This window comes from Aeromonas popoffii (assembly GCF_037818705.1).
Taxonomy (GTDB): Bacteria; Pseudomonadota; Gammaproteobacteria; order Enterobacterales; family Aeromonadaceae; genus Aeromonas; species Aeromonas popoffii.
On the sequence record NZ_CP149129.1, the window covers coordinates 3,998,506 to 4,021,121 of the forward strand.

Genomic DNA, 22,616 nt, shown 5'->3' on the forward strand with positions numbered 1-22,616 from the left:
CAGACAAGCAAAAGGGCGCCGAGGCGCCCTTTTGCTGACTGTCCCTTCACCCAAGCCAGAGGTAGATCTGATGGGCCGCCACCCCGGCACACAGGCCACCGATGGTGTGGGCCACGATGGCGCGGGAGGTGAGGTGACGATAGCCGAGGGCATCCAGCATGGCGGTGTGGGTGCTCAGGAAACCGCTCCAGCACATGCCCATGGCGGTAAACACCGCGACCTCGTTGCCGGTGATCCACCCCTTGGCGATAAAGGGAGGCATCAGCGACATGGCGGCACCGACCGCCCCCAGCGAGGTCGCCGGGAAGGCGACCAGCTCCGGTTGCTGGAAGCCAAACAGCAGTTCGAACAACCAACCCACCTTGGCCGCCAGCACGGGCAGCAACGCCACCCCCTGGAAAGCCTCGCCATTGTAACCCTGCTCGCCCGGGCCGAAGGTCAGCAGCATCACGAAAGTGCTGATGATAAGCACCCCGGGGATCACCGCCATCCCAAGTTCCACCCCGGACTTGCCGCCATCGAGCAGGGCATTGAGCACCCGCAGCCAGGTGGGGGCCGACTCCTGGCTCAGACCAGGCTTGGCACCCAGGCTCACTACCTCGTCATCCATCAGGGTTTCCCCCACCAGCGGGCGGATCATGTGCTGCATCAATCGGGTCGAGACCACTGAACCGATGAGGGAGCCAAGCAGGCCGATCAGGGCTGCACTGGCAGTGGATTCGCCACTCGGCAGTTGCAGGGTGGCCATGAAGGTCACCACTATCAGTCCCATGCCGAAGGCGGTGCCGAAGTTGGTGAGTGAGACCAGCTGCCAGGGGGTGAAGCCTTTGCGAAAGCGACTGTCTTTGGCGAGGCTGATGACCGCCGGGTTATCGGAAAAGAAGGTCATCAAGGCCGCCAGGGCGGTGCGTCCAGGCAGGCGGAAGATGGGCTTCATCAGTGGCGCCAGCAGCACCTCCAGCAGGCGGATCACCCCGAACTCGCTGAGCAGCTGACTCAGCGCCCCCGACAACACGGTAATCCCCATGATGAAGAGCACAGTATTGAGCAGCAGCTGATGGGCGGTGTTGAACAGGGTATTGACCAAGGAGGAGAGCCCCATCTGGCTGCCGAGGTAGCCGAACAGGCTGCCCAGAATGGCCAGCACCAGTACCGGCTCCAGCCAGCGGCGGAGAGAGGTTTCCGATGTATGCGAATCTTTAACTGCTTGATTTTCCATACCAATCCTGATTGCTGTCTCTGTGTGAATCGTTGTTTTTGTTATTGAACTCATGACGCACTCGCGACAAGGGCTCCTTGAATGGCGTATCCAGCAAGGTTCCGCTGACATCCGGACGAATAGTCAGTAGTGTTGACGACGGCACTCGGGAGGAAAACGCGATTGCCGGGCCAACATAGCCAGCAAGCCCGCATCAGACCTGGTCGGCACGATAAAACCAGCACTCGGGAAAAATTGCGGGGCAGGAGTATAACAACCGCGGCAAGTCAGCGAAAGAACGTGGATAACCTCCGCCAGAGACTTCATCTACCTTACTGGGATTTCGTATCTGAATGCCGCCTATGTTCAACCCGTTACGCATTAGTCCGATGACTTGGTGGCAGGGTACTCCGTCCTGCTGACAGCGCTCGGGCATGACTAGCAAGGCCTTCAGCAACTTGCCAAAATGCATATCGACGGTGATCCACCGCTCGGTCTGGCGGCAGGATTGCCGGTCTCGATGCCGCAAGTTAAGATCGCGACACCTCCGGCCAGCGCCGAACTCCGCCCCCATCACAAACAGAACAGCAATGAATCAGCTCATCACCTATATCAAGGCCATCCATCGGCAGCCGGGGCCGGCGACCATCACACGCCAGCAGAGTGAACACTATAGCGAGCATGACGAGAGTGGCACCCTGATCCAGCACCAGCAAACCACCTATTGGTTCGCCAATAGAGTCGTCATCTGTCATCAGACAGAGCAGGATCAAGTCCCCTCTGCACAGCTGTGTGCCGAATGCTGGATAAGCTACAGCGTCATCACCAGCCCCATGCCCATCACGCCGCTACGCAAGCTGTTCCACAATCCCTGTCAGGAGGCATTCTGGCTGAAAATGCAAGGTATCACGCCGGAAAGATAGCGATAACGCTGGCCGCTGATGAAACAACAGCAGACATTAAGTGCCATCCCTGGCGAACGGAGATACTCGAAAGACGCTACTATCTCGGCCGGCCATGATCTCACTCGGCCAGTAACAAACGAACCTGTCACGTGAATCTGGTCGGCCGTAAACGACAGACAAAGAAAAAGCCCAGCATTGCTGCTGGGCTTTTGTGTTGGCTCCTCCTACTGGACTTGAACCAGTGACATACGGATTAACAGTCCGCCGTTCTACCGACTGAACTAAGGAGGAATTGTACTTGGTGCCCAGAGACGGAATCGAACCGCCGACACGGGGATTTTCAATCCCCTGCTCTACCGACTGAGCTATCTGGGCAATCTATAAATGGTGCCGGCTACCGGAATCGAACTGGTGACCTACTGATTACAAGTCAGTTGCTCTACCTACTGAGCTAAGCCGGCACACTTTAAACCCTTGTGCATGAACAATTTTTTATTTCATGGCACCAAATTTTGGTGCCCAGAGACGGAATCGAACCGCCGACACGGGGATTTTCAATCCCCTGCTCTACCGACTGAGCTATCTGGGCGTGGGCGCTATTAAACGGATTTTAAGGCGGATGGTCAACGGGAAATTTCACTTTTTGTCTCGTTCGTCTCTTTTTTGCGCAACATCATACATTTCCCCTACTTCTTCCTGACCGGACTGCGCCGGACGGCCCCAGACTCTGGGCTCCTCCCCTTTCAGCAGGCGGGCTATGTTCTCATGATGGCGGATAAGGATGAGGCAGGAGAGCAACGAGACTGGCAGCGTGTATTCGGGTTTGAGCAGGTAGGTAAAGAGCGGGGTCAGCAGCACGGTAATGATGGAGGCCAGCGAGGAGTAGCCGCTCACCAGCAGCACCAGTAGCCAGGTGCCGATGACGGCACCGCCCATGGTGAAACCAATGGGCATCATGGTACCGAGTGCCGTCGCGACCCCCTTTCCTCCCCGGAAGTGGAAAAAAATGGGGTACATGTGGCCGAGGCAGGCCGCCACCCCGATCAAGCCGAGGTAGACGGGTTTGATTTGCAGATACCAGGCGAGATAGACGGGGGCCGTGCCCTTGAGCACGTCGAGCAGCAACACCACAACGGCAGCCACGCGGCCGCCGAGGCGCAATACATTGGTCGCACCCGGATTGTGTGAGCCATGATCGCGAGGATCCGGCAGACCCGTGATACGGGAAACCAGCACAGCACTGGACAGCGAGCCGCCCAGATAGGCCAGAATAATCATCAAAATCGTCAGGGCCGTCATCTTGGTCGTTTTTACCACGATATGAATGGGGTATGATGCGGGCCACATTCTCTGGCTTGGCGTTGCCCAAAAGCGTGTCGTTCAAACCGACCGCGCGGCAAACTGGTTGCCAGGCCTGCATCCCTGCGCTGTTATCACAGCCCATCAAGAGTAAAGAAGAAGTACTGTCATGGACAAGGTGTTTATTCGCGGACTCGAGGTTTTGACCACTATTGGTGTTTATGAGTGGGAGAAAGGCATTCGCCAGAAGCTCTGTTTCGACCTCGAAATGGGGTTTGACAACCGTCCCGCCGCAGCAACCGACGATATCAATCTGGCACTGGATTACGCCACCCTCTCTCGCAAGATTTGTGATCACGCCGCCAGCAAGGTGGTGGAACTGGTCGAAACCATGGCCGAGCAGGTCGCCATGCTGGTGCTGGCCGACGAGCGGGTGCAATGGGTCAAGGTCATCCTGACCAAACCGGGCGCCGTGCCCAATGCCGCTGGCGTCGGGGTCGAGATCCTGCGCCACCGTATTCCGGCCACGAGCGCCAACTGATGGCCTCCTTCTATATCCGTCTGGGTGCAAGCCCGATGACAGGGAGCGCCGCATGACCCGCATCTATATCAGTCTGGGCTCGAACATAGAGCGGGAGCACCACATCCGCGCCGGACTCGATGCCCTGCATGCCGAGTTCGGCGAGCTGGCGGTCTCCAGGGTATTCGAGAGCGAGGCGGTCGGCTTCAATGGCCGCCCCTTCTACAACCTGGTCGTGGGGGCCGACACCGATCTACCGCTGGCAACCCTGTGCCAACGGCTGCGCGCTATGGAGTTCGCCCACGGCCGCGAGCCGGATGCCAAGAAGTTCGCACCGCGCACCCTGGATCTGGATCTGCTGCTCTATGGTGATCGGGTCTGCGAGACCCCGGTTGCCCTGCCCCGCGGCGAGATCCTCACCAATGCCTTTGTGCTCTGGCCACTGGCCGAACTGGCCCCGAGTCTGCGCCATCCGGTCGATGGCCGCACGCTGAGCGAGCTGTGGCAGGATTATGACAAGGCCTCCCAGCGACTCTGCCCTATTCCCTTTCACTGGGAAGCGTGCGAGCTGCAGCCTTACTGAATCAACAAGGGCACCCGAGGGTGCCCTTGTTGCATCTTGCAAGGCGGCTTATCCGCCATAAGAAAGTGTGATTGGGCCCGGCCCGCCATGGCTGGCAGGATAAGGCTCGCCACAGGAGATCCCCATGCCGCTCGACACCATTCACGACTTCAACTGCCAGCTGCTGGCCGAGTTGCCCCATCAGCGCTACCAGCATGAACCCATTCTGGATTACGCCACCGACGAAAGAGTCAGGGCCTGCTTGGGCTGGCAGGCGGTGTTCAGCAAGACGCTGTTTCTCAAATTCAGGGATGGTCGCTTCGCCCTGCTGCTGACCCATCAAGAGGGGCGGCTCGACAACAAGGCGGTCAAAGCCGCGCTCGGTGCCAAGCCCTCCATCTGCACCGCAGAAGAGATGCAGGCCGAGATCGGCTGTCTGCCGGGCGCCGTCTGCCCTTTTCTACCCCGCGCCGATATTCCGCTGCTGGTAGACCCTCAACTGATGGACCATCACGCCTTCACCTGGACGCCGGGTCACCCGGAGCAGACCTTTCTGCTGGAGACTACCCACCTTGCCCGGGTGCTTGAGCAGCTGCCCTGTCAGGTCAGCTATCTGCCTGCACCATCAGCCTGACGGCTGACGATACCAACCCGCTTACCCCTTGTCCCTCGCCAGCTTGGCGAAGATCAGCGCCGCCAGCATGGACATGAGGCCGATGCAGAGATAAGTGAGGTGGAAGCCTCCCAGCCACTGCCCATTCGACGCCGACAAACCCGCAGAGAAGAGCCCCAACAGGCTGGCGGCGATGGCCACCCCCAGGCTCATGGAGAGCTGCATCACCACCGACAACAGACCGTTGCCACTGCTGGCATGCTCGGTGCTCAAGTCTTGCAGCGTGAGTGTGTTCATGGCGGAGAACTGCAGCGAGTTGATGGCGCCAAACACCATCAACCAGCCCAGCAGTACCCCATAGGGCAGCTGGTTGTCGATGAAGTAGAAGCTGGCGATCATGGCCCCCAGCGCCAGGGTATTGCCGATCAGGATGCGCCGATAACCGATGCGCGGAATGAGCTTGTTCACCAGCGTTTTGGTCAGCATGGCCCCAAGTACAGTGGGGATCATGGTCATACCCGCCTTGCTCGGCGAGAAACCCAGTCCCAGTTGCAGGAAGAGCGGGGTGAGGAAGGGCATGGCACCGCTGCCGAGGCGGGCAAACAGGTTACCCCAGACACCGATGGCGAAGGTGCTGGTCTTGAACAGCGCCAGACTGAACAGTGGCTCCTTGGCAGTGGCGGCATAGAGCCAGTAACTTGCCATGGCGGCCAGACCGAACAGCAGGGCAAACAGCGCCCAGCCAGTGGAGATGCTGTGCTCACCCAGCCCCTGCAAGCCCACCGACACCAGCACCATGCCGGCACTGAACATCACGAACCCCTGCCAATCGAACTTGGCCGTGCCTTGCCGCAGGTCGGGCATGAAGTGCCAGCTGGCGATAAAGCCGACGATTCCCACCGGCAGATTGATGAGAAACACCCAATGCCAACTCGCCACCTCCACCAGCCAGCCTCCCAGTGCCGGGCCGATCAAGGGCCCCACCAGCCCGGGGATGGTGACGAACGACATCACCCGCAACAACTCGTGCTTGCTGTAGACCCTCAGCACGGCAAGGCGCCCCACCGGCATCAGCAGGGCACCACCTATGCCTTGCAGCACCCGGGCCGCCACCAGCATGGGCAGGGTGTTGGAGGCGGCGCAGGCCAACGAACCCAGAGTGAACAGCAGGATGGCGGCCAGATAGATGCAGCGGGTGCCGAACCTGTCCGCCAGCCAGCCGGAGGCGGGAATGAGCAGTGCCACCGTCAGCATATAGGCGATGATCACCGACTGCATCTGCAGCGGGCTCTCGCCCAGGGTCTCGGCCATGCTGGGTAGGGCCGTGTTGAGGATGGTGCCATCCAGGGTCTGCATGAAGAAGCCGACCGCCGTCAGCAACGGCAGCCACTTGCGTTGGGCAGGGGTCACCATGTGTGTGCTATCGGGCATGAGCAACCACCTCCTCTTCAGATAAAAAAAGACCCGCACGCAAGCGGGTCATATCAGCCGGTCAGGCATCCGGTTGGCCGAGCATGGCTTTGAGCCGCTCTTCCAGACTGGGCTCGGGGGCCTTGAGAGTATCAAGGAACAGCCGCTCGATCCCCGCCTTGTCCTGACTTTTCACGATAAACACCAGCCGGGACTGAGCCTTGCCCTCAGGCCAGTCGCCCAATGCCTGCAACGGATAGAGCTGACCGTGTACGCCGTGGATCACCACAGGCTGGCTTTCACCCTCCAGCTGCAAGATCCCCTTGAGCCGCAGCAGGGCATCGCCATATTGGGCCTGCACCGCATCGATGGCGGCCAGCAGGCGAGACGGCTTGAGCGGCTCGCCGATGCGCAGGGAGAAGCTCTCGATGTTGCCATGCTCGAAATGGGTCGGCGCGGCGGTGCCCACCTTGGCGGCGAATGGCTGCATCTTGGGCTGCATGGGCGAGGCCAGCCCCTGCTTCGGGGATTCGGTGCGCAGCCAGGCCAGCAGCTGACGCACGTCGCGCCCTGCCGCCTCGTTGTAGGCACCGAGCTTCTCCAGCACCGCTGGCGACAACTCGCCATTAGTCACCCGCTCGATGGGGGCCGCCGGGTTGAGGGATGCCAGCTGGGCTTCGACCCGCGCCAGCTGTTCGCCATCCACCAGATCTCCCTTGCTCACCACCAGCAGATCCGCCAGTGCCACCTGTTTCACCGCCTCATATTGAGCCGCCAACTGCTGTTCGATGTGACCGGCATCCACCACTGTCACAGTGCCATCGAAGCGGTAACGCTGGGCGATAAAGCCCTCTTCGCGCAGGGTAAACAGCACGGGAGCAGGATCGGCCAGGCCGGTTGTTTCTATGATAAGTCGCTTGAACGGCTTAATTTTTCGCTGGATGGCGCGCATGAAGAGCCCCTGCAGCGCCTCCACCAGGGAGCCCTGCACCGAGCAGCAGATGCAGCCCGAATCGAGCAGCACCACCTGCTCGTCCACCTGCTGCACCAGATGGTGATCCAGCCCCACCGAGCCGAACTCGTTGATCAGCACGGCGCACTCGCCGAGCTCAGGCTGCTTGACCCAGTGGTTGAGCAAGGTGGTCTTGCCGCTGCCGAGAAAGCCGGTCAGCAGGGTCACAGGGATACGAGTGTCTTGCATATCGGTCATGTCGGGTCCTTACCGGTTGGCAAACAGGTCGCTGAGCCAGCGGTTTTCGAAGCGGCCGTGAGGGTCGAGCTCGCGCTTCAAGGCCACAAAGTCGTTCCAGCGTGGCAACAGGGCCGGGAAGTCGTAGAGATCCATCGCCAGATGCTTGCCGAAATGGGGAATGCCGCCGAGCGGCACCAGCAGTTGCTGCAGCTCGCGCATCTGCTCCATGGAACCGTTGACGAAAGTGCCGTCCGCCGCCAGATAGACCAAGAAACCCACCCAGCAGACCGACTGACCATGGGCGGCGCTGAGCCAGGCCTCGGAGGGGCCGGTGCAGCGCAGGATAAAGGGGTAGTGCAACACGCCGGGATTGGCCTGCTGCCACGCTTGCAGGGTCTCCAGCGCCTCGTTCATACGATTGAGCGGCACCGCCACCTCGCAGTTGATCTGGGGCGCCGGGATCCCCTTGCAGAGGATCTGGTAGACGTTGCCCACCAGATCGGAGGCATCCTTGAAACGGCGCACCGTCTCGAAGTGCTCCCCTGCCAGTGCTTCATCCTTGGTGTCTTTCGCCATCTTCTGCAGGGTGGCATCTATGGTGGCATTCATGCGGGCGTCGATGTCGCCCTCCAGCAGCAGCGGCTCGCTGCCAGCGGCGCGGTAGCGGGCCACCTCCTCCTCGGAGGCAGGATCCACCAGCCAGATGTGGCTCTCGCCGGTCCAGGCAAACCACCAGCTCTTCACGAAGCCGTGCTCGCGGTTGAGCCGCTCGTTGTGTTCCAGCAGGAAGGGATAGTCGGTGGTGAACTTGGTGCAGCGCATGATGCGGTTAGGCACGGTACGCAGGGTGACGTCGAGCAGGATACCGAGCATCCCCATCCCCATCACGAAGGCGCCGAAGCGCAGATCGGTGCGATCGACCCGGATGATCTCGCCACTGGCCAGCATCACCGTCATCGCCTCCACCGCATCGCAGAGGGCAGACTGGTGCAGCCCCTGACCGTGGGTGCCGGTGCTGAGGGCGCCGCCCAGGGTCTGGATGCCAATGACGCCGGGGGATGCGGGCAGCATCCGCTCCATGGCGATGAGATCGGCGTAAATGGTATCGAGCGGCGTACCCGCCTGATAAGTGACAGTCTCCGCGGTTTTCGCCAGCTGGCCGCGCAGGCGGTACAGATCCACCAGCAGCGCCTGACTGCCCTCGGCATAGACGCTGTGGATGGGTTCGAAGGAGAGGCCTGAGCCGATCAGCCGCAGCTTGCGCCCGGGGTGTTCGCGCAGCAGCGCTTGCAGCTCGTCGCTATGAGTCGGACGCCACACCTGATCCAGCGCGCCGAGGGGGTTGGTCCTGGACCAGTTGAACAGCACCTCCCGATTGTTGATCGCCTTGATGCTGTGAAATGCCTGGAACTTGACCGTCATACCGCGCCTCATCTGACTTCTAAATGAGCGGCAATTCTACCGAAAAGCGGACCACAAGGCATGAAAAACAAGCCCCTACAGTCGAGAGTGGATAAGGGGGATGACTCACCCACTCCCTCAGCGCGATTGCTGGGTCAGTGCCAGCAGCATGCCAAACCCCACCAGCAAGCCGCCAAACACCCGATCGATCCAGTGGCGCACCGCCAAGAGACGGGCCCGTACCGACGCGGTGGAGAAGAAAAGCGCCACCGCACTGAACCAGGCCCCGTGGGCCAGCACGATAAAGGCGCCATAGCCAAGCTGGACGCCAAGGGCCGTGTCCGGTCGCACCACCTGCATAAACAGGCTGACGATGAAGATGGTGGTCTTGGGGTTGAGCACATTGGTCAGAAACCCGGTGCGCAGTGCCCCCAGGCTGGATAGCGCTGGCTGGCTGACCATCTCCTCATGGGTCACAGGCCTGGCACGCAACATCTTGATGCCGAGGAAGATGAGGTAGGCAGCCCCCATGAAAAACTGGCGAACTGGCTGCAATCCCTCAATGCCTGAGCCCTGGCAGGCAAGATAGAACCAGAGGCAAAGGTCGGCCAAACAAAAGCCCCGGCATGAGCCGGGGCTTTTTGTCAGACTGTTTGCGCCAACCGGCGCCAATCCTTATACCGCTTGCTGCAGGATCACCGCATCGGCCTTCTTGGTGTAGAAGGCTATCTCGTTGAAGTTGAGGTAGCGATAGGTGTCAGCCGCAGTGGCATCCAGGGTCTTGGCGTACTGCAGGTACTCAGCCACGGTCGGGATCTTGCCGAGGATGGCGGCCACGGCAGCCAGCTCGGCAGAGGCCAGATAGACGTTGGCCCCCTTGCCCAGACGGTTCGGGAAGTTGCGGGTGGAGGTGGAGACCACAGAGGCCCCTTCGGCCACGCGCGCCTGGTTGCCCATACAGAGGGAGCAGCCCGGGATCTCGATGCGGGCCCCGACGCGACCAAAGATGCCGTAGTAGCCCTCTTCGGTCAGCTGATCTTTGTCCATCTTGGTGGGCGGCGCTATCCACATGCGGGTTGGCAGTTCGCCCTGGAACTTCTCGAGCAGCTTGCCGGCTGCACGGAAATGGCCGATGTTGGTCATGCAGGAACCGATGAACACTTCGTCGATCTTGTCGCCAGCCACAGTGCTGAGCAGACGGGCATCGTCAGGATCGTTCGGCGCACACAGGATCGGCTCCTTGATGGTGGCCAGATCGATCTCGATGATTTCGGCGTACTCGGCATCCTTGTCCGCTTCCATCAGCACAGGATTAGCCAGCCACTCTTCCATCCCCTTGATGCGACGGGTGATGGTGCGCGGGTCGCCGTAGCCCTCGGACAACATCCATTTCAGCATGACGATGTTGGACTTGAGGTACTCGATGATCGGCGCCTGATCCAGCTTGATGGTGCAACCGGCGGCGGAGCGCTCGGCACTTGCGTCGGCCAGCTCGAACGCCTGCTCCACCTTCAGGGTCGGCAAACCTTCGATTTCGAGGATGCGGCCGGAGAAGATGTTCTTCTTGCCCGCTTTCTCGACAGTCAGCAGCCCTTTCTGGATGGCAGCGTAAGGGATGGCATGAACCAGATCACGCAAGGTGATGCCCGGTTGCAGTTCGCCCTTGAAGCGCACCAGCACGGACTCCGGCATGTCCAGCGGCATGACGCCGGTGGCGGCGGCGAAGGCCACCAGACCGGAACCCGCCGGGAAGGAGATACCGATTGGGAAACGGGTATGGGAGTCACCACCGGTACCCACGGTATCCGGCAGCAACATGCGGTTAAGCCAGGAGTGGATGACGCCATCACCCGGACGCAGGGAGACGCCACCACGGTTCATGATGAAGTCCGGCAGGGTGTGGTGAGTCTGCACGTCGATGGGCTTAGGATAGGCCGCTGTGTGGCAGAAGGACTGCATGGTCAGATCGGCGGAGAAGCCGAGGCAAGCCAGATCTTTGAGCTCATCGCGGGTCATGGGGCCCGTGGTGTCCTGAGAGCCGACCGTGGTCATGCGAGGCTCGCAGTAAGTGCCGGGGCGAATACCCTTCACGCCGCACGCCTTGCCGACCATCTTCTGGGCCAGGGTGTAACCCTTGCCGGTATCGGCCACAGGCACAGGACGGCGGAACACGGTGGAAAACGGCAGACCCATGACTTCCCGCGCCTTGTCGGTCAGGCCGCGGCCGATGATCAGCGGAATACGGCCACCGGCACGTACCTCGTCGATCAATACCTCTGTCTTGAGTTCAAACTGGGCCAGCACCTGCTCGGTGCCGTGCTTGCAGATCTTGCCGGCAAACGGGTAGATGTCGATCACATCGCCCATCGCAAGCGCAGAGACATCCACTTCGATGGGCAGGGCGCCGGCATCTTCCATGGTGTTGAAGAAGATCGGGGCAATCTTGCCACCCAGGCAGACACCGCCGGCGCGCTTGTTCGGCACAAACGGAATGTCGTCGCCCATGAACCAGAGCACCGAGTTGGTGGCGGATTTACGGGAAGAACCGGTGCCGACCACGTCACCCACATAGGCCAGCGGGAAGCCTTTCTCTTTCAGGGCATCGATGGTCTTGATGGGGCCAACGGTGCCGTCATTGTCCGGAGTGATGCCGGGACGGGCGTTTTTCAGCATGGCCAGGGCATGGAGCGGAATGTCGGGACGGGACCAGGCATCCGGCGCCGGAGATAGGTCGTCGGTGTTGGTTTCGCCAGTCACCTTGAACACGGTGACCGTGATCTTCTCGGCAAGCTCTGGGCGGGAGAGGAACCACTGCGCATCAGCCCAGGATTGCATCACCTGCTTGGCGTGAGCATTGCCCGCCTTGGCCTTCTCTTCCACGTCGTGGAAGGAGTCAAACATCAGCAGGGTGTGGGAGAGGCCCTTGGCGGCAAGCGGGGCCAGGGTGCTGTGGTCCAGCAGGTCGATCAGCGGCTGAATGTTGTAACCACCCTGCATGGTGCCCAGCAGCTCAACAGCTTGCGCGGCAGTCAGGATAGGAGAGTGGGCTTCGCCCTTGGCGATGGCGGTGAGGAAACCGGCTTTGACATAGGCCGCTTCATCAACACCGGGGGGAATACGGGAGGACAACAGCTCTTTCAGAAAGTCTTGTTCGCCAGCGGGCGGGTTCTTGAGAAGCTCAACCAGGGCGGCGACCTGCTCTGCATCCAGAGGTTTGGCTACCACGCCCTCGGCGGCACGTTCTGCGACGTGTTTACGGTATGTTTCAAGCACGACTAATTCCTCTTTGGTCTTTTTTGGGGGTCGCCCACGCTCGCGGCGATCGTCCTTGCGGGACACCCTTAGGGTGCCCCCCACTATATAAGTTTTAACGACTAATTAAAATCCAAACACTGTACATATATTCACCAAAACAACATAACCATCTAAACTTGCTCATGTTTTGCCAGCATATAAAAGACACGACAGAAATAAGTTAACAAAAAAGCATCATTTTGCCGTTATTCGAATGTGGTGCCCAATTGCAGATAGAACATGTTGTTGCCCCCCTCTGCCACGCCATAGCCGAGGAAGATGGGGCCGAGGAAGCTCTCCACCCCCACATAGACGGAACCGGCGGTAATGGAGCTGTCGAAGTCGATCTCCGCCCCCTTGTTCCATACCCCGCCCTGTTCGAGGGAACTGCCCAGATAGAGCGGCATCCTGAATGCGCCAAAGTCGTTATCCGCCACCCGGTAGATATAGCGAAGTCCTCCCAGCAGACTGTAGCGACCGCTCAGCTGATAGCGCTGGAAGCCGGAGAGGCGGAAAGGACCACCAAGATCCTGGACGTAGAGCGGTACGATCTCGTCACTATTGGAACCGCCCCCTTCCAGTATCAGGTTGAGGCTGTGCCGATCCCACGACCAAGGCTTGACCATGGCGAAGTTGTAGTTCAGTCCCCTGTCCCTGCCCATCTGATCAAGTTCTCCCCCAGTGAGATTGACGCGGGAGTAACCCAGCTTCATGTCCCACTTATTTCCCGAGTAGGGGAAGTAGAGGCTATCCAGGGTGTCGTACTCAAAGTGAATGAAAGGGCCCCAAGTGGTGGCATCTACATTGGCATTCCCCGCCTGTTTAATCTCGATACTGCCTATTTGCCCCTCCAGTCCCGTGTAGATACGGCTCCAGGGCTGACTGTTCCAACCCACGGCCAGCTCGGAGCTGAAGAATGAGTAGCTGATGTCGGGATTAGTCGATGCATCCAACCCAATATTGAAGATGCGCCGCGGGGTTTTGTTATAAGCCAGGCTCGCCTCACCGTAGAAGGTCTGGGATGGTTCCAGCGGGGTGTAGAAGACTGTTTTAACGTGCTTTGAGGTACCAAGCGCGGCCTCTGTTAACCACTCGGCCCCCCACTTGTTGACATTGGTCAGGGTATAGGACATGCCGACGTTGTAGTTGGAATTACTCTCGAAATCGTCAGAGAAGCCAAACTGGAAGTTGAGGAAACCCGGACCCCAGCTCTTCTCGTTGGCATCCACCACCAGCACGTTCTCCCCATCCCGTTCCTCTATCTTGTAGGTGATACGGTCAAATGACTCCAGCGCATAGAGACGGCGGATCCCAGCCTCCAAGCTCTCATTGGTCTGGATCTGATCGGGACGTACGTTCAACATGGCGCGCACAGTCTCGTCCGAGAGGCGCGAGTTGTTGATGATCTCCACCTTGTCGATGAAGTAGGCGGGCTGGCCACTACGCTCGGCCCGCCGGCTCAGTTTGTGATCGCGATACTCCTTGTAACGCTCCTTGCTCAGGGCAAGCCGATCCAGTTCCGGTGCAGCCTTCATGGCAGCCATCTCACCCCGTTTGATCCCATCCGGCATACGGGCAAAATCAGCGATCCCAATGTCGTCTATGTCAGGTGTCAGCAAGATATCTCCATCCTCCAGCAGCGCCTTCTGCCTGTCGGTACCGACCCGGGTCATGAAGGTGGTGAGCTGGCCAATCATGGCAAGGCCAGAATTGAGGGATTCCTGAGTGCGCAGCCTGGCCCCAATATCCACCGCGATCACCACATCAGCCCCCATCGCCTTGGCAACATCGACCGGCATGTTGTTGACGATGCCACCATCGGCCAGAATGCGCCCCTCCCACTTGACCGGCTTGAGCGCCCCCGGGATGGACATGGATGCCTGCATCGCCTTAGCCAAGCTACCGTGATCCAGCACGAAGGGGGTGACGGTCTCCATGTCGGTCGCCATGGCACGATAGGGGATGGGCAGATCGTCGAAACTCTGCAATGACGGCAGGTTGAAGGTCGCGAGTCGTAGCAGACTAGCCATAGTCTGCCCCTGAATGAAGCCATTCGGTAGTTGGAAAGCGCCATCATTAAAACCGATATCGGTACGCAGCTGAAACCTCTCTATCTGCTGCTTTTTACGCAACGAGAGCTCTTCACGGCCCACTCGGTCCTGATATCCCTTACTCCAATCGATGGCGAGCGTGGTTCGCTCCACCTCTTCGGCACTGAGCCCCATGGCGGACATGCCCGCCACATAGGCACCCATGCTGGTGCCCACTATGATGTCGACCGGAATGCGCTTCTCCTCCAGCACCTTGAGGATACCGATATGGGCTGCCCCCTTGGCACCACCACCACTCAGTACCAGAGCAATCTTGGGGCGATCGGACTGGGCCGCCACCATGAACGGCAGGCAAGCCAGCAAAACCAGAAACAGGTGGGTCCATCCCCGATGAAAGATGCGCATATGATTTTCCATTGAATCCAGTTCGAGCCAAGTGAGCAATGAAGCCTACTATAAAGTGCGAAAAAGGAACCGCAACCGCTACGACAGCGATATAGCGCACTCACCGAGCAGCCAATGGGTCTGAACAATCCGGTGCCGCTGTGTGAGCCCACCGCCACCGAGGGGCAGTCCAGCGTGGTGATCGAGCTCAACCGCAACGTGGATGACATCAAGACGACCGACATAGCCCACCGGCTTGTCGAGCCGCAGCCTGCTGCCGCTCTGCGGCCAGTTCGGCAAGCTGGTTGGCAGCTTCCGGCTCGGACCTGCTCCTTGACGTGAACCAGAAACAACAGAGAGCGCTGCGGCGCTCTCTGTTGTTTCTGGTGGTTTCTCGTACTGCGTAACCGTCAGTGCTTGCCATCCCGCTTGCGCTGATACATCAGCTCATCCGCGCGGGTGAGCAGCGCAGTCAGCGAAACACAGCCACGCCCGTCATAGCTGACTATCCCGGTGCTGCAGGCTAACTCATAACCGCAACCGCTGTGCCGATTATGCTCGGTCAAGATGGCGTTGAAACGTTCATAGGCCAGTTGCGCCTGGGCCTCGACCACATTGGGCAGCAGGACGGCGAACTCATCTCCTCCCATACGGGCAAACACATCGGCGCCCCGAAAAGCCTGCTTGAGCAAACTGGCAAAGACAATCAAGGCGCGATCCCCTTCCGCATGTCCCCACCGATCATTGATCCCCTTGAAGCCATTGAGATCCAGATAGAGCAACGACAGTGGCATTTGCACTCGACTTGCCAGCAAGAGGCTTTTCTCTGCCAGCATCACAAACCCGCGCCGATTGGAGATCCCGGTCAGCTCATCAATGGTGGCCAGTTGCACCGCTTCGAGCTCCTGCACCACCATCGCCGCCAGATCCTTGAGCAGACCCACATCTTCGTCACTCAAGACCCGCGGCACAGTGTCTATGATGCAGAGCGTCCCCAATTTGCAGCCGTTGGCGATCCGCAATGGCTGTCCGGCATAAAAGCGAATGCCAGGCCCACCCACCACCAGCGGATTGTCGGCAAAACGAGGATCGAGCGAGGCATTCGGTACGATAAAGGTTTCATTACCCATGATCGCGTGACCACAGAATGAGATATCCCGCGCGGTCTCACTGACCTCCAACCCGATACAGGATTTAAACCACTGGCGTTCTTCATCTACCAGGCTCACCAGAGCGATAGGTACATCAAACACCCGTCGGGCCATGCGGGTCAGCCGGTCAAACCGCTCCTCGGCCTCGGTATCAAGCAAAGAGAGCCGACGCAGGGCGTCAAGTCGCAATGCCTCATCGGGTGGAATAGGAGCCTTTAGCATCAGTTTTCTCTCGTCAGCGCTAAAACCTGTCTTTAGCATATTCGGCTTTAGAAAAGTTTGTGTGATACGGAGAAAACAAAAAGCCGCTCTTACGAGCGGCTTTTTACACAAGTGAAAGAAGAAAATTACTTTTTCTTCTTGGCCTTGGCGTTCGGCAGGTCGGTGATCGAACCTTCGAACACTTCGGCAGCCAGACCCACTGACTCGTGCAGAGTCGGGTGAGCGTGGATGGTCAGCGCGATATCCTCGGCGTCGGCACCCATTTCGATAGCCAGACCGATTTCACCCAGCAGTTCACCGCCGTTGGTACCGACGATGGCACCACCGATGACACGGCCGCTCGCCTTGTCGAAGATCAGCTTGGTCATACCGTCGGAGCAATCAGACGCAATGGCGCGACCGGAAGCAGCCCACGGGAAGGTGGCCACTTCGAAGTTCAGCCCTTGTTGCTTGGCTTCCTTCTCGGTCACACCAACCCAGGCCATCTCTGGCTCGGTGTAGGCGATGGACGGGATCACTTTCGGGTCGAAGTAGTGCTTCTTGCCAGCGATCACTTCGGCGGCAACGTGGCCTTCGTGAACACCCTTGTGGGCCAGCATCGGCTGACCAACGATGTCACCGATAGCGTGGATGTGAGCCACGTTGGTACGCAGCTGCTTGTCCACCTCGATGAAACCGCGCTCGGTCACGGCAACGCCGGCCTTCTCGGCATCCATCAGCTTGCCGTTCGGCACACGGCCTACGGCAACCAGCACGTTGTCGTAACGTACCGGCTCGGCCGGGGCGTGCTTGCCTTCGTAGGAGACATACAGACCGTCTGCACGGGCTTCAACTGCGGTGACCTTGGTCTCCAGCATGATGTTGAATTTCTTGGCCACGCGCTTGGTGTAGATCTTGACGATGTCTTTGTCGGCAGCCGGTACCAGCTGGTCGGCAAATTCCACTACATCGATCTCGGACCCCAGAGAGGAGTACACGGTACCCATCTCCAGACCTATGATGCCACCACCGATAACCAGCAGCTTGCCCGGTACGGAAGTCAGTTCCAGCGCATCGGTTGAATCCCATACGCGCGGATCATCATGGGGGATGAAAGGCAGTTTTACCGGACGGGAGCCAGCTGCAATGATGGCGTTGTCGAAGGTCACGGTCGTCTTGCCGTCGGCACCTTCCACTTCCAGGGTATTCGGGCCGGTAAATTTACCGAAGCCGTTAACAACCTGCACCTTACGCATCTTGGCCATGCCAGCCAGACCGCCGGTCAGCTGGTTGATGACCTTCTCTTTCCACAGGCGGACCTTGTCGATGTCGGTCTGCGGGGCACCGAAGATGATGCCGTGTTCGGACAGCGCCTTGGCTTCTTCAATGACTTTGGCGACGTGCAGCAGCGCCTTGGACGGGATACAACCCACGTTCAGGCAGACGCCACCCAGGGTGGAGTAACGCTCGACGATAATGGTATCCAGACCCAGATCGGCAGCACGGAAAGCAGCAGAATAACCGGCAGGGCCAGCACCCAGTACTACGACCTGAGTTTTGATTTCTTTACTCATCATGACCTCTTTGTCGTTCTTATATATCCCCGGACGGCGCAGTCTTATGCCGACTCAATGCCAAACAAGGCGGCTGCAACCGTGAAAAAACGGGGCAAGTTTACAATCCTGTTAATGAAATGAGAAGTAAAAAGGGCAGGCTCTGGGCCCGCCCTCTCACTTACAGGACCAGTCGACGAATGTCGGACAGCACACCACTCATGGTGGTGATGAAGCGGGCTCCATCAGCACCATCGATGACACGGTGGTCATAGCTCAGGGCCAGCGGCAGCATCAGGCGCGGTACGAACTCCTTGCCATTCCACTTCGGCTTCATCTCGGACTTGGATACGCCCAGGATGGCCACTTCCGGCGCGTTGACGATCGGGGTAAAGCTGGTACCACCGATGCCACCCAGGCTGGAGATGGTGAAGCAGCCGCCCTGCATGTCGGCAGCGGTCAGCTTGCCGGCACGGGCCTTCTTGGAGATCTCGGCCAGATCGCGAGACAGCTCGTAGATGCCCTTCTTGTTGACGTCACGCACCACAGGCACCACCAGGCCCCCCGGGGTGTCGACTGCCACACCGATGTGGATGTACTTCTTCATGATCAGCTTGCTGCCGTCTTCGGACAGGGCGCTGCAGAAGCGCGGATGGGCTTCCAGGGCCTTGGCGGCGGCTTTCAGGATGAACACCAGCGGGGTGATCTTCACGTCCAGCTTCTGCTTCTCGGCCAGCAGGTTCTGCTCTTTGCGGAACGCTTCCAGATCTGTGGTATCGGCTTCGTCGAACTGGGTGACGTGCGGGATCATGGCCCAGTTGCGATGCAGGGCAGGACCGGAGATCTTCTGGATCCGGGTCAGTTCCAGCTCTTCGACCGGGCCGAACTTGCTGAAGTCAACCTTGGGCCACGGCAGGACACTCATGCCGTTGCCAGTGCCGGCTGCCGGGGCGGACTCGGCGCGCTTGACCGCATCCTTCACATAGGCCTGCACGTCTTCTTTGACGATGCGACCCTTGCGACCGGAGGCTTTCACCTTGGCTAGGTTGATACCGAACTCACGGGCCAGGCGACGTACGGCCGGGGCGGCATGTACGTAGGCGTCGTTGGCAACGAAGTCGGAAGCGGCAGCAGCCTGGGCAACCGGAGCCGGAGCCGCGGCAACAGGGGCAGCAGCGACCGGGGCGGCAGCCTGAGCAACCGGGGCAGCGGCGGCGGCCGGAGCTGCACCAGCTACTTCGAATACCATGATCAGGGAACCGGTGGAGACCTTGTCACCCGCCTTCACCTTGATCTCTTTGATGATACCGGCGAACGGTGCAGGCACTTCCATGGAGGCCTTGTCGCCTTCCACCGCGATCAGGGACTGGTCGGCGTCGACCTTGTCACCCACGGCAACCATGATCTCGGTCACTTCGACTTCGTCACCGCCAATGTCAGGTACATTGACCTCTTTGGCAGCGGCGGCCACCGGGGCAGTAGCCACGGGAGCGGCAGCCTGAACCGGCGCGGCAACGGCGGCAGGCGCGGCGCCAGCCACTTCAAATACCATCACCAGGGAACCGGTAGAGACCTTGGCGCCAGCGGCAACCTTGATCTCGATCACGCGGCCCGCGAACGGCGCAGGGACTTCCATAGAAGCCTTGTCACCTTCCACCGCGATGATGGACTGGTCAGCTTCAACCATGTCGCCCACGGCAACCATGATCTCGGTCACTTCGACTTCATCGTCACCTATGTCGGGGACGTGCACGTCTTTGGCTGCAGCAGCAACAGGGGCAGCCGGGGCAGCAGCAACCGGAGCGGCGGCTTGAGCAGGCGCCGGCGCAGCTGCGCCTTCCGCTTCGAAGATCATGATCTGGGAACCGGTGGCAACCTTGTCGCCCACCTTGATCAGGATCTCTTTGACGATACCGGCAGCCGGTGCCGGGACTTCCATGGAGGCTTTATCACCTTCTACGGCGATCAGGGACTGGTCGAGCTCGACCTTGTCACCCACGGCCACCATGATCTCGGTGACTTCAACTTCATCGGCGCCGATATCCGGAACCATAATCTGTTTGGACATAGTGCTTTATCCTCTTGCGTGTATCCGCGTGACTGACTGACCGCCCTCACGCGTATCTCGCGTTAACCTTTGCAAGGCCATGCCGGGCAGCTTGTCCCGACACGGCTCTCGATCCTCTTACGCGTACAGCGGGTTGACCTTGTCGGCATCGATGCCGTACTTGGCGATGGCGTCGGCCACAACCTGCTTGTCGATTTCGCCGCGCTTGGCCAGTTCGGTCAGGGCAGCAACCACCACGTAGAATTCGTTCACTTCGAAGTGACGACGCAGGTTGGCACGGCTGTCGGAACGGCCATAACCGTCGGTACCCAGTACACGGTAATGCTCGGTCGGTACGAAGGCACGGACCTGATCAGCGAAGGACTTCATGTAGTCGGTCGCGGCGATGGTAGCGTCGGAGCCCAGTACGGTAGCGATGTACGGTACGCGAGCCTCGGCGGTCGGGTGCAGCATGTTCCAGCGATCCACGTCCTGACCGTCACGGGCCAGTTCGTTGAAGGAGGTGACGCTGAACACGTCGGAACCCACGCCGTATTCGCTGGCCAGGATCTGGGCAGCGGTGCGCACATGACCCAGGATGGAACCACAACCCAGCAGCTGTACCTTGCCCTTGGTGCCGGCAACGGTTTCCAGCTTGTAGATACCCTTGCGGATACCCTCTTCAGCGCCTTCCGGCATGGCCGGCATCGCATAGTTCTCGTTCAGGGTGGTGATGTAGTAGAACACGTTCTCCGGGTTCTCACCGTACATACGGCGCAGGCCGTCCTGTACGATAACCGCCACTTCATAGGCGTAGGACGGGTCATAGGAGATGCAGTTCGGGATGGTGTTCGCCAGGATGTGGCTGTGACCATCTTCGTGCTGCAGACCTTCGCCGTTGAGGGTGGTACGACCCGAGGTCGCGCCCAGCAGGAAGCCACGGGCTTGCTGGTCACCGGCTGCCCACGCCATGTCGCCGACTCGCTGGAAGCCGAACATGGAGTAGTAGATGTAGAACGGGATCATCGGGCAGTCGTTGGTGCTGTAAGAGGTCGCAGCAGCCAGCCAGGAGGACATGGCGCCCAGCTCGTTGATACCGTCTTGCAGAACCTGACCCTGCTTGTCTTCCTTGTAGTAGGAGACGATGTCGCGGTCTTGCGGGGTGTACTGCTGACCGTGCGGGCTGTAGATACCGATCTGGCGGAACAGACCTTCCATACCGAAGGTACGGGCTTCGTCAGCCAGGATAGGGACGATGCGCTTGCCGATGGACTTGTCTTTCAGCAGCACATTCAGGGAACGCACGAACGCCATGGTGGTGGAGATCTCGCGAGCCTGCTCGCCCAGCAGGGGACCAAAGGTCTCCAGCGCCGGGATGTCCAGCTGAGTGGTGGTCTCACGCAGACGGGTCGGTACATAGCCTTTGAGCGCTGCGCGACGAGCGTGCAGGTACTTGTGCTCTTCGGTACCCTCTTCGATCTTCAGGTACGGCAGCGCTTCGAGCTGCTCGTCGGTGACCGGCAGGTTGAAACGATCGCGCAGGTGACGGACAGAGCCCAGATCCATCTTCTTGACCTGGTGAGCAATGTTTTTGCCTTCGGCCGCTTCGCCCATGCCATAACCCTTGATGGTCTTGGCCAGGATGACAGTCGGCTTGCCCTTGGTCGCTGCGGCTTTGGAGAAAGCGGCAAACAATTTACGGGGGTCGTGACCACCGCGGTTCAGGGCGAAGATCTCCTCGTCGGTCATGTCTTTGACCAGCGCGGCGGTTTCCGGGTAACGGTTGAAGAAGTGCTCACGCACGTAGCCGCCATCACGGGACTTCATGGTCTGATAGTCGCCATCCACGGTTTCGTTCATCAGCTGGATCAGCTTGCCGGAGGTGTCTTTCTTCAGCAGCTCATCCCACTTGCGACCCCAGATAACCTTGGTGACATCCCAGCCGGCGCCTGCGAACAGCCCTTCCAGCTCGTTGATGACCTTGCCGTTACCGACAACAGGACCGTCAAGACGCTGCAGGTTGCAGTTGACCACGAACACCAGGTTGTCGAGCTTTTCACGCACGGCAACAGTCAGGGCGCCCTTGGCTTCCGGCTCGTCCATCTCGCCGTCACCCAGGAAGGCGTAAACGGTCTGCTCGGAGCAATCCTTGATGCCACGGTCGGTCAGGTACTTCAGGAAGCGAGCCTGATAGATGGCGGCGATGGGGCCCAGACCCATAGAGACGGTCGGGAACTGCCAGAAGTCCGGCATCAGCTTCGGGTGCGGATAGGAAGGGATACCCTTGCCGTCCACTTCCTGACGGAAGTTGTCCAGCTGATCTGCGGTCAGACGACCTTCAGCGAACGCACGAGCGTAGATGCCCGGGGAGATGTGACCCTGGAAGTAAACCAGATCACCACCGTCCTTCTCGCTGCGAGCGCGGAAGAAATGGTTGTAGCAGACTTCGTAGATGGTCGCGGAGGAAGCGAAGGAAGACATGTGACCGCCGAGGTCCAGGTCTTTCTTGGAGGCGCGCAGCACTATCATCATGGCATTCCAGCGGATGATGGCGCGGATGCGACGTTCCATCTCCAGATCGCCCGGGTAAGCCGGTTCGTCACTGGACGGGATGGTGTTGATGTAGTCGCGATTCGCCTTGGCAGCTACATCCACACCGCTTACGCGGGCTTTCTCGGCAAGCTGTTCAAGAATGAACTGAGCGCGTTGCGGACCCTCTTCACGCAGCAGGGATTCCAGAGAGGCAAGCCACTCCAGCGTTTCTATCGGGTCCACATCGTTCTTCAGGATATCAGACATGGCTGGTTCCTATTGTTATTGCACGGCGGTTAAGAT

The 22,616-nt window shown here is 59.6% G+C and carries 16 protein-coding genes, 4 tRNA genes and 1 pseudogene; 5 read left to right on the top strand and 16 right to left on the bottom strand.

The annotated features are described in order from the left end of the window. Positions 1-46: 46 nt before the first annotated feature. Positions 47-1,219: a CD0519/CD1768 family membrane protein gene (locus WJM78_RS18465; RefSeq protein ID WP_339010905.1), complete on the bottom strand. Its 1,173-nt coding sequence runs from the start codon at positions 1,217-1,219 to the stop codon at positions 47-49. 569 nt (positions 1,220-1,788) lie between these two features. Here WJM78_RS18465 and WJM78_RS18470 point away from each other — a divergent pair. Continuing rightward, complete coding sequence (locus tag WJM78_RS18470; RefSeq protein ID WP_339010906.1) at positions 1,789-2,121, top strand: hypothetical protein; 333 nt, start codon at positions 1,789-1,791, stop codon at positions 2,119-2,121. A 197-nt stretch (positions 2,122-2,318) separates the two neighbouring features. Here WJM78_RS18470 and WJM78_RS18475 read toward each other — a convergent pair. The 5 genes from WJM78_RS18475 to plsY form a co-directional block, all read right to left on the bottom strand. Then, a tRNA-Asn gene (locus tag WJM78_RS18475) sits at positions 2,319-2,394 on the bottom strand. 8 nt (positions 2,395-2,402) lie between these two features. Next, positions 2,403-2,478 (bottom strand) — tRNA-Phe (locus WJM78_RS18480). Positions 2,479-2,488: 10 nt separating this feature from the next. Continuing rightward, positions 2,489-2,564, bottom strand: a tRNA-Thr gene (locus WJM78_RS18485). A gap of 52 nt (positions 2,565-2,616) precedes the next feature. After that, positions 2,617-2,692, bottom strand: a tRNA-Phe gene (locus WJM78_RS18490). 47 nt (positions 2,693-2,739) lie between these two features. After that, the gene (gene plsY, locus WJM78_RS18495) at positions 2,740-3,402 is read right to left on the bottom strand and encodes a glycerol-3-phosphate 1-O-acyltransferase PlsY (protein ID WP_146181775.1); all 663 of its coding nucleotides are present in this window, start codon (positions 3,400-3,402) and stop codon (positions 2,740-2,742) included. A 169-nt stretch (positions 3,403-3,571) separates the two neighbouring features. Here plsY and folB point away from each other — a divergent pair, with 169 nt between their 5' ends. The 3 genes from folB to WJM78_RS18510 all read left to right on the top strand — a co-directional run bounded on the left by folB (position 3,572) and on the right by WJM78_RS18510 (position 5,118). Next, the gene (gene folB, locus WJM78_RS18500; protein ID WP_042038994.1) at positions 3,572-3,943 is read left to right on the top strand and encodes a dihydroneopterin aldolase; all 372 of its coding nucleotides are present in this window, start codon (positions 3,572-3,574) and stop codon (positions 3,941-3,943) included. A 52-nt stretch (positions 3,944-3,995) separates the two neighbouring features. Continuing rightward, complete coding sequence (gene folK, locus WJM78_RS18505; protein WP_339010907.1) at positions 3,996-4,505, top strand: 2-amino-4-hydroxy-6-hydroxymethyldihydropteridine diphosphokinase; 510 nt, start codon at positions 3,996-3,998, stop codon at positions 4,503-4,505. 124 nt (positions 4,506-4,629) lie between these two features. Beyond that, the gene (locus tag WJM78_RS18510) at positions 4,630-5,118 is read left to right on the top strand and encodes a YbaK/EbsC family protein (protein WP_339010908.1); all 489 of its coding nucleotides are present in this window, start codon (positions 4,630-4,632) and stop codon (positions 5,116-5,118) included. 21 nt (positions 5,119-5,139) lie between these two features. Here the strand turns inward: WJM78_RS18510 and mdtD are convergent, their stop codons facing one another. From mdtD to WJM78_RS18540, 6 genes and pseudogenes are all read right to left on the bottom strand, one after another. Continuing rightward, on the bottom strand, positions 5,140-6,528 hold the full coding sequence (gene mdtD, locus WJM78_RS18515) for a multidrug transporter subunit MdtD (RefSeq protein WP_339010909.1): 1,389 nt from the start codon (positions 6,526-6,528) through the stop codon (positions 5,140-5,142). Positions 6,529-6,589: 61 nt separating this feature from the next. Then, positions 6,590-7,717, bottom strand: coding sequence for a GTP-binding protein (locus tag WJM78_RS18520; RefSeq protein WP_339010910.1), 1,128 nt, complete (start codon positions 7,715-7,717; stop codon positions 6,590-6,592). 9 nt (positions 7,718-7,726) lie between these two features. Beyond that, entirely contained in the window at positions 7,727-9,121 is a 1,395-nt protein-coding gene (locus tag WJM78_RS18525; protein ID WP_339010911.1) for a D-arabinono-1,4-lactone oxidase, read from the bottom strand. Between the two features lie 117 nt (positions 9,122-9,238). Continuing rightward, positions 9,239-9,628 (bottom strand): annotated as a pseudogene (locus tag WJM78_RS18530) (LysE family transporter); the annotation flags it as partial. Between the two features lie 147 nt (positions 9,629-9,775). After that, a complete protein-coding gene (acnB, locus tag WJM78_RS18535) occupies positions 9,776-12,373 on the bottom strand; it encodes a bifunctional aconitate hydratase 2/2-methylisocitrate dehydratase (protein WP_339010912.1) in 2,598 nt (865 codons plus the stop codon). A 227-nt stretch (positions 12,374-12,600) separates the two neighbouring features. Next, positions 12,601-14,850 carry a patatin-like phospholipase family protein gene (locus WJM78_RS18540; RefSeq protein ID WP_108536839.1) on the bottom strand — a complete coding sequence of 750 codons (2,250 nt, stop codon included), beginning with the start codon at positions 14,848-14,850 and terminating at the stop codon, positions 12,601-12,603. A 114-nt stretch (positions 14,851-14,964) separates the two neighbouring features. On the opposite strand from WJM78_RS18540, the gene WJM78_RS18545 reads away from it, so the two are divergent. Next, positions 14,965-15,171: a hypothetical protein gene (locus WJM78_RS18545; protein WP_339010914.1), complete on the top strand. Its 207-nt coding sequence runs from the start codon at positions 14,965-14,967 to the stop codon at positions 15,169-15,171. Positions 15,172-15,239: 68 nt separating this feature from the next. On the opposite strand, the gene WJM78_RS18550 is transcribed toward WJM78_RS18545, so the two are convergent. From WJM78_RS18550 to aceE, 4 genes are all read right to left on the bottom strand, one after another. Then, a complete protein-coding gene (locus WJM78_RS18550; RefSeq protein ID WP_339010916.1) occupies positions 15,240-16,202 on the bottom strand; it encodes a sensor domain-containing diguanylate cyclase in 963 nt (320 codons plus the stop codon). 125 nt (positions 16,203-16,327) lie between these two features. After that, positions 16,328-17,755: a dihydrolipoyl dehydrogenase gene (gene lpdA / locus WJM78_RS18555; protein WP_042039012.1), complete on the bottom strand. Its 1,428-nt coding sequence runs from the start codon at positions 17,753-17,755 to the stop codon at positions 16,328-16,330. Between the two features lie 160 nt (positions 17,756-17,915). Next, positions 17,916-19,802 (bottom strand): pyruvate dehydrogenase complex dihydrolipoyllysine-residue acetyltransferase, encoded by a 1,887-nt coding sequence (aceF, locus tag WJM78_RS18560; RefSeq protein ID WP_339010918.1) that lies wholly within the window; start codon positions 19,800-19,802, stop codon positions 17,916-17,918. A gap of 117 nt (positions 19,803-19,919) precedes the next feature. Next, the gene (gene aceE, locus WJM78_RS18565) at positions 19,920-22,580 is read right to left on the bottom strand and encodes a pyruvate dehydrogenase (acetyl-transferring), homodimeric type (protein WP_275929233.1); all 2,661 of its coding nucleotides are present in this window, start codon (positions 22,578-22,580) and stop codon (positions 19,920-19,922) included. Positions 22,581-22,616: the final 36 nt, after the last annotated feature.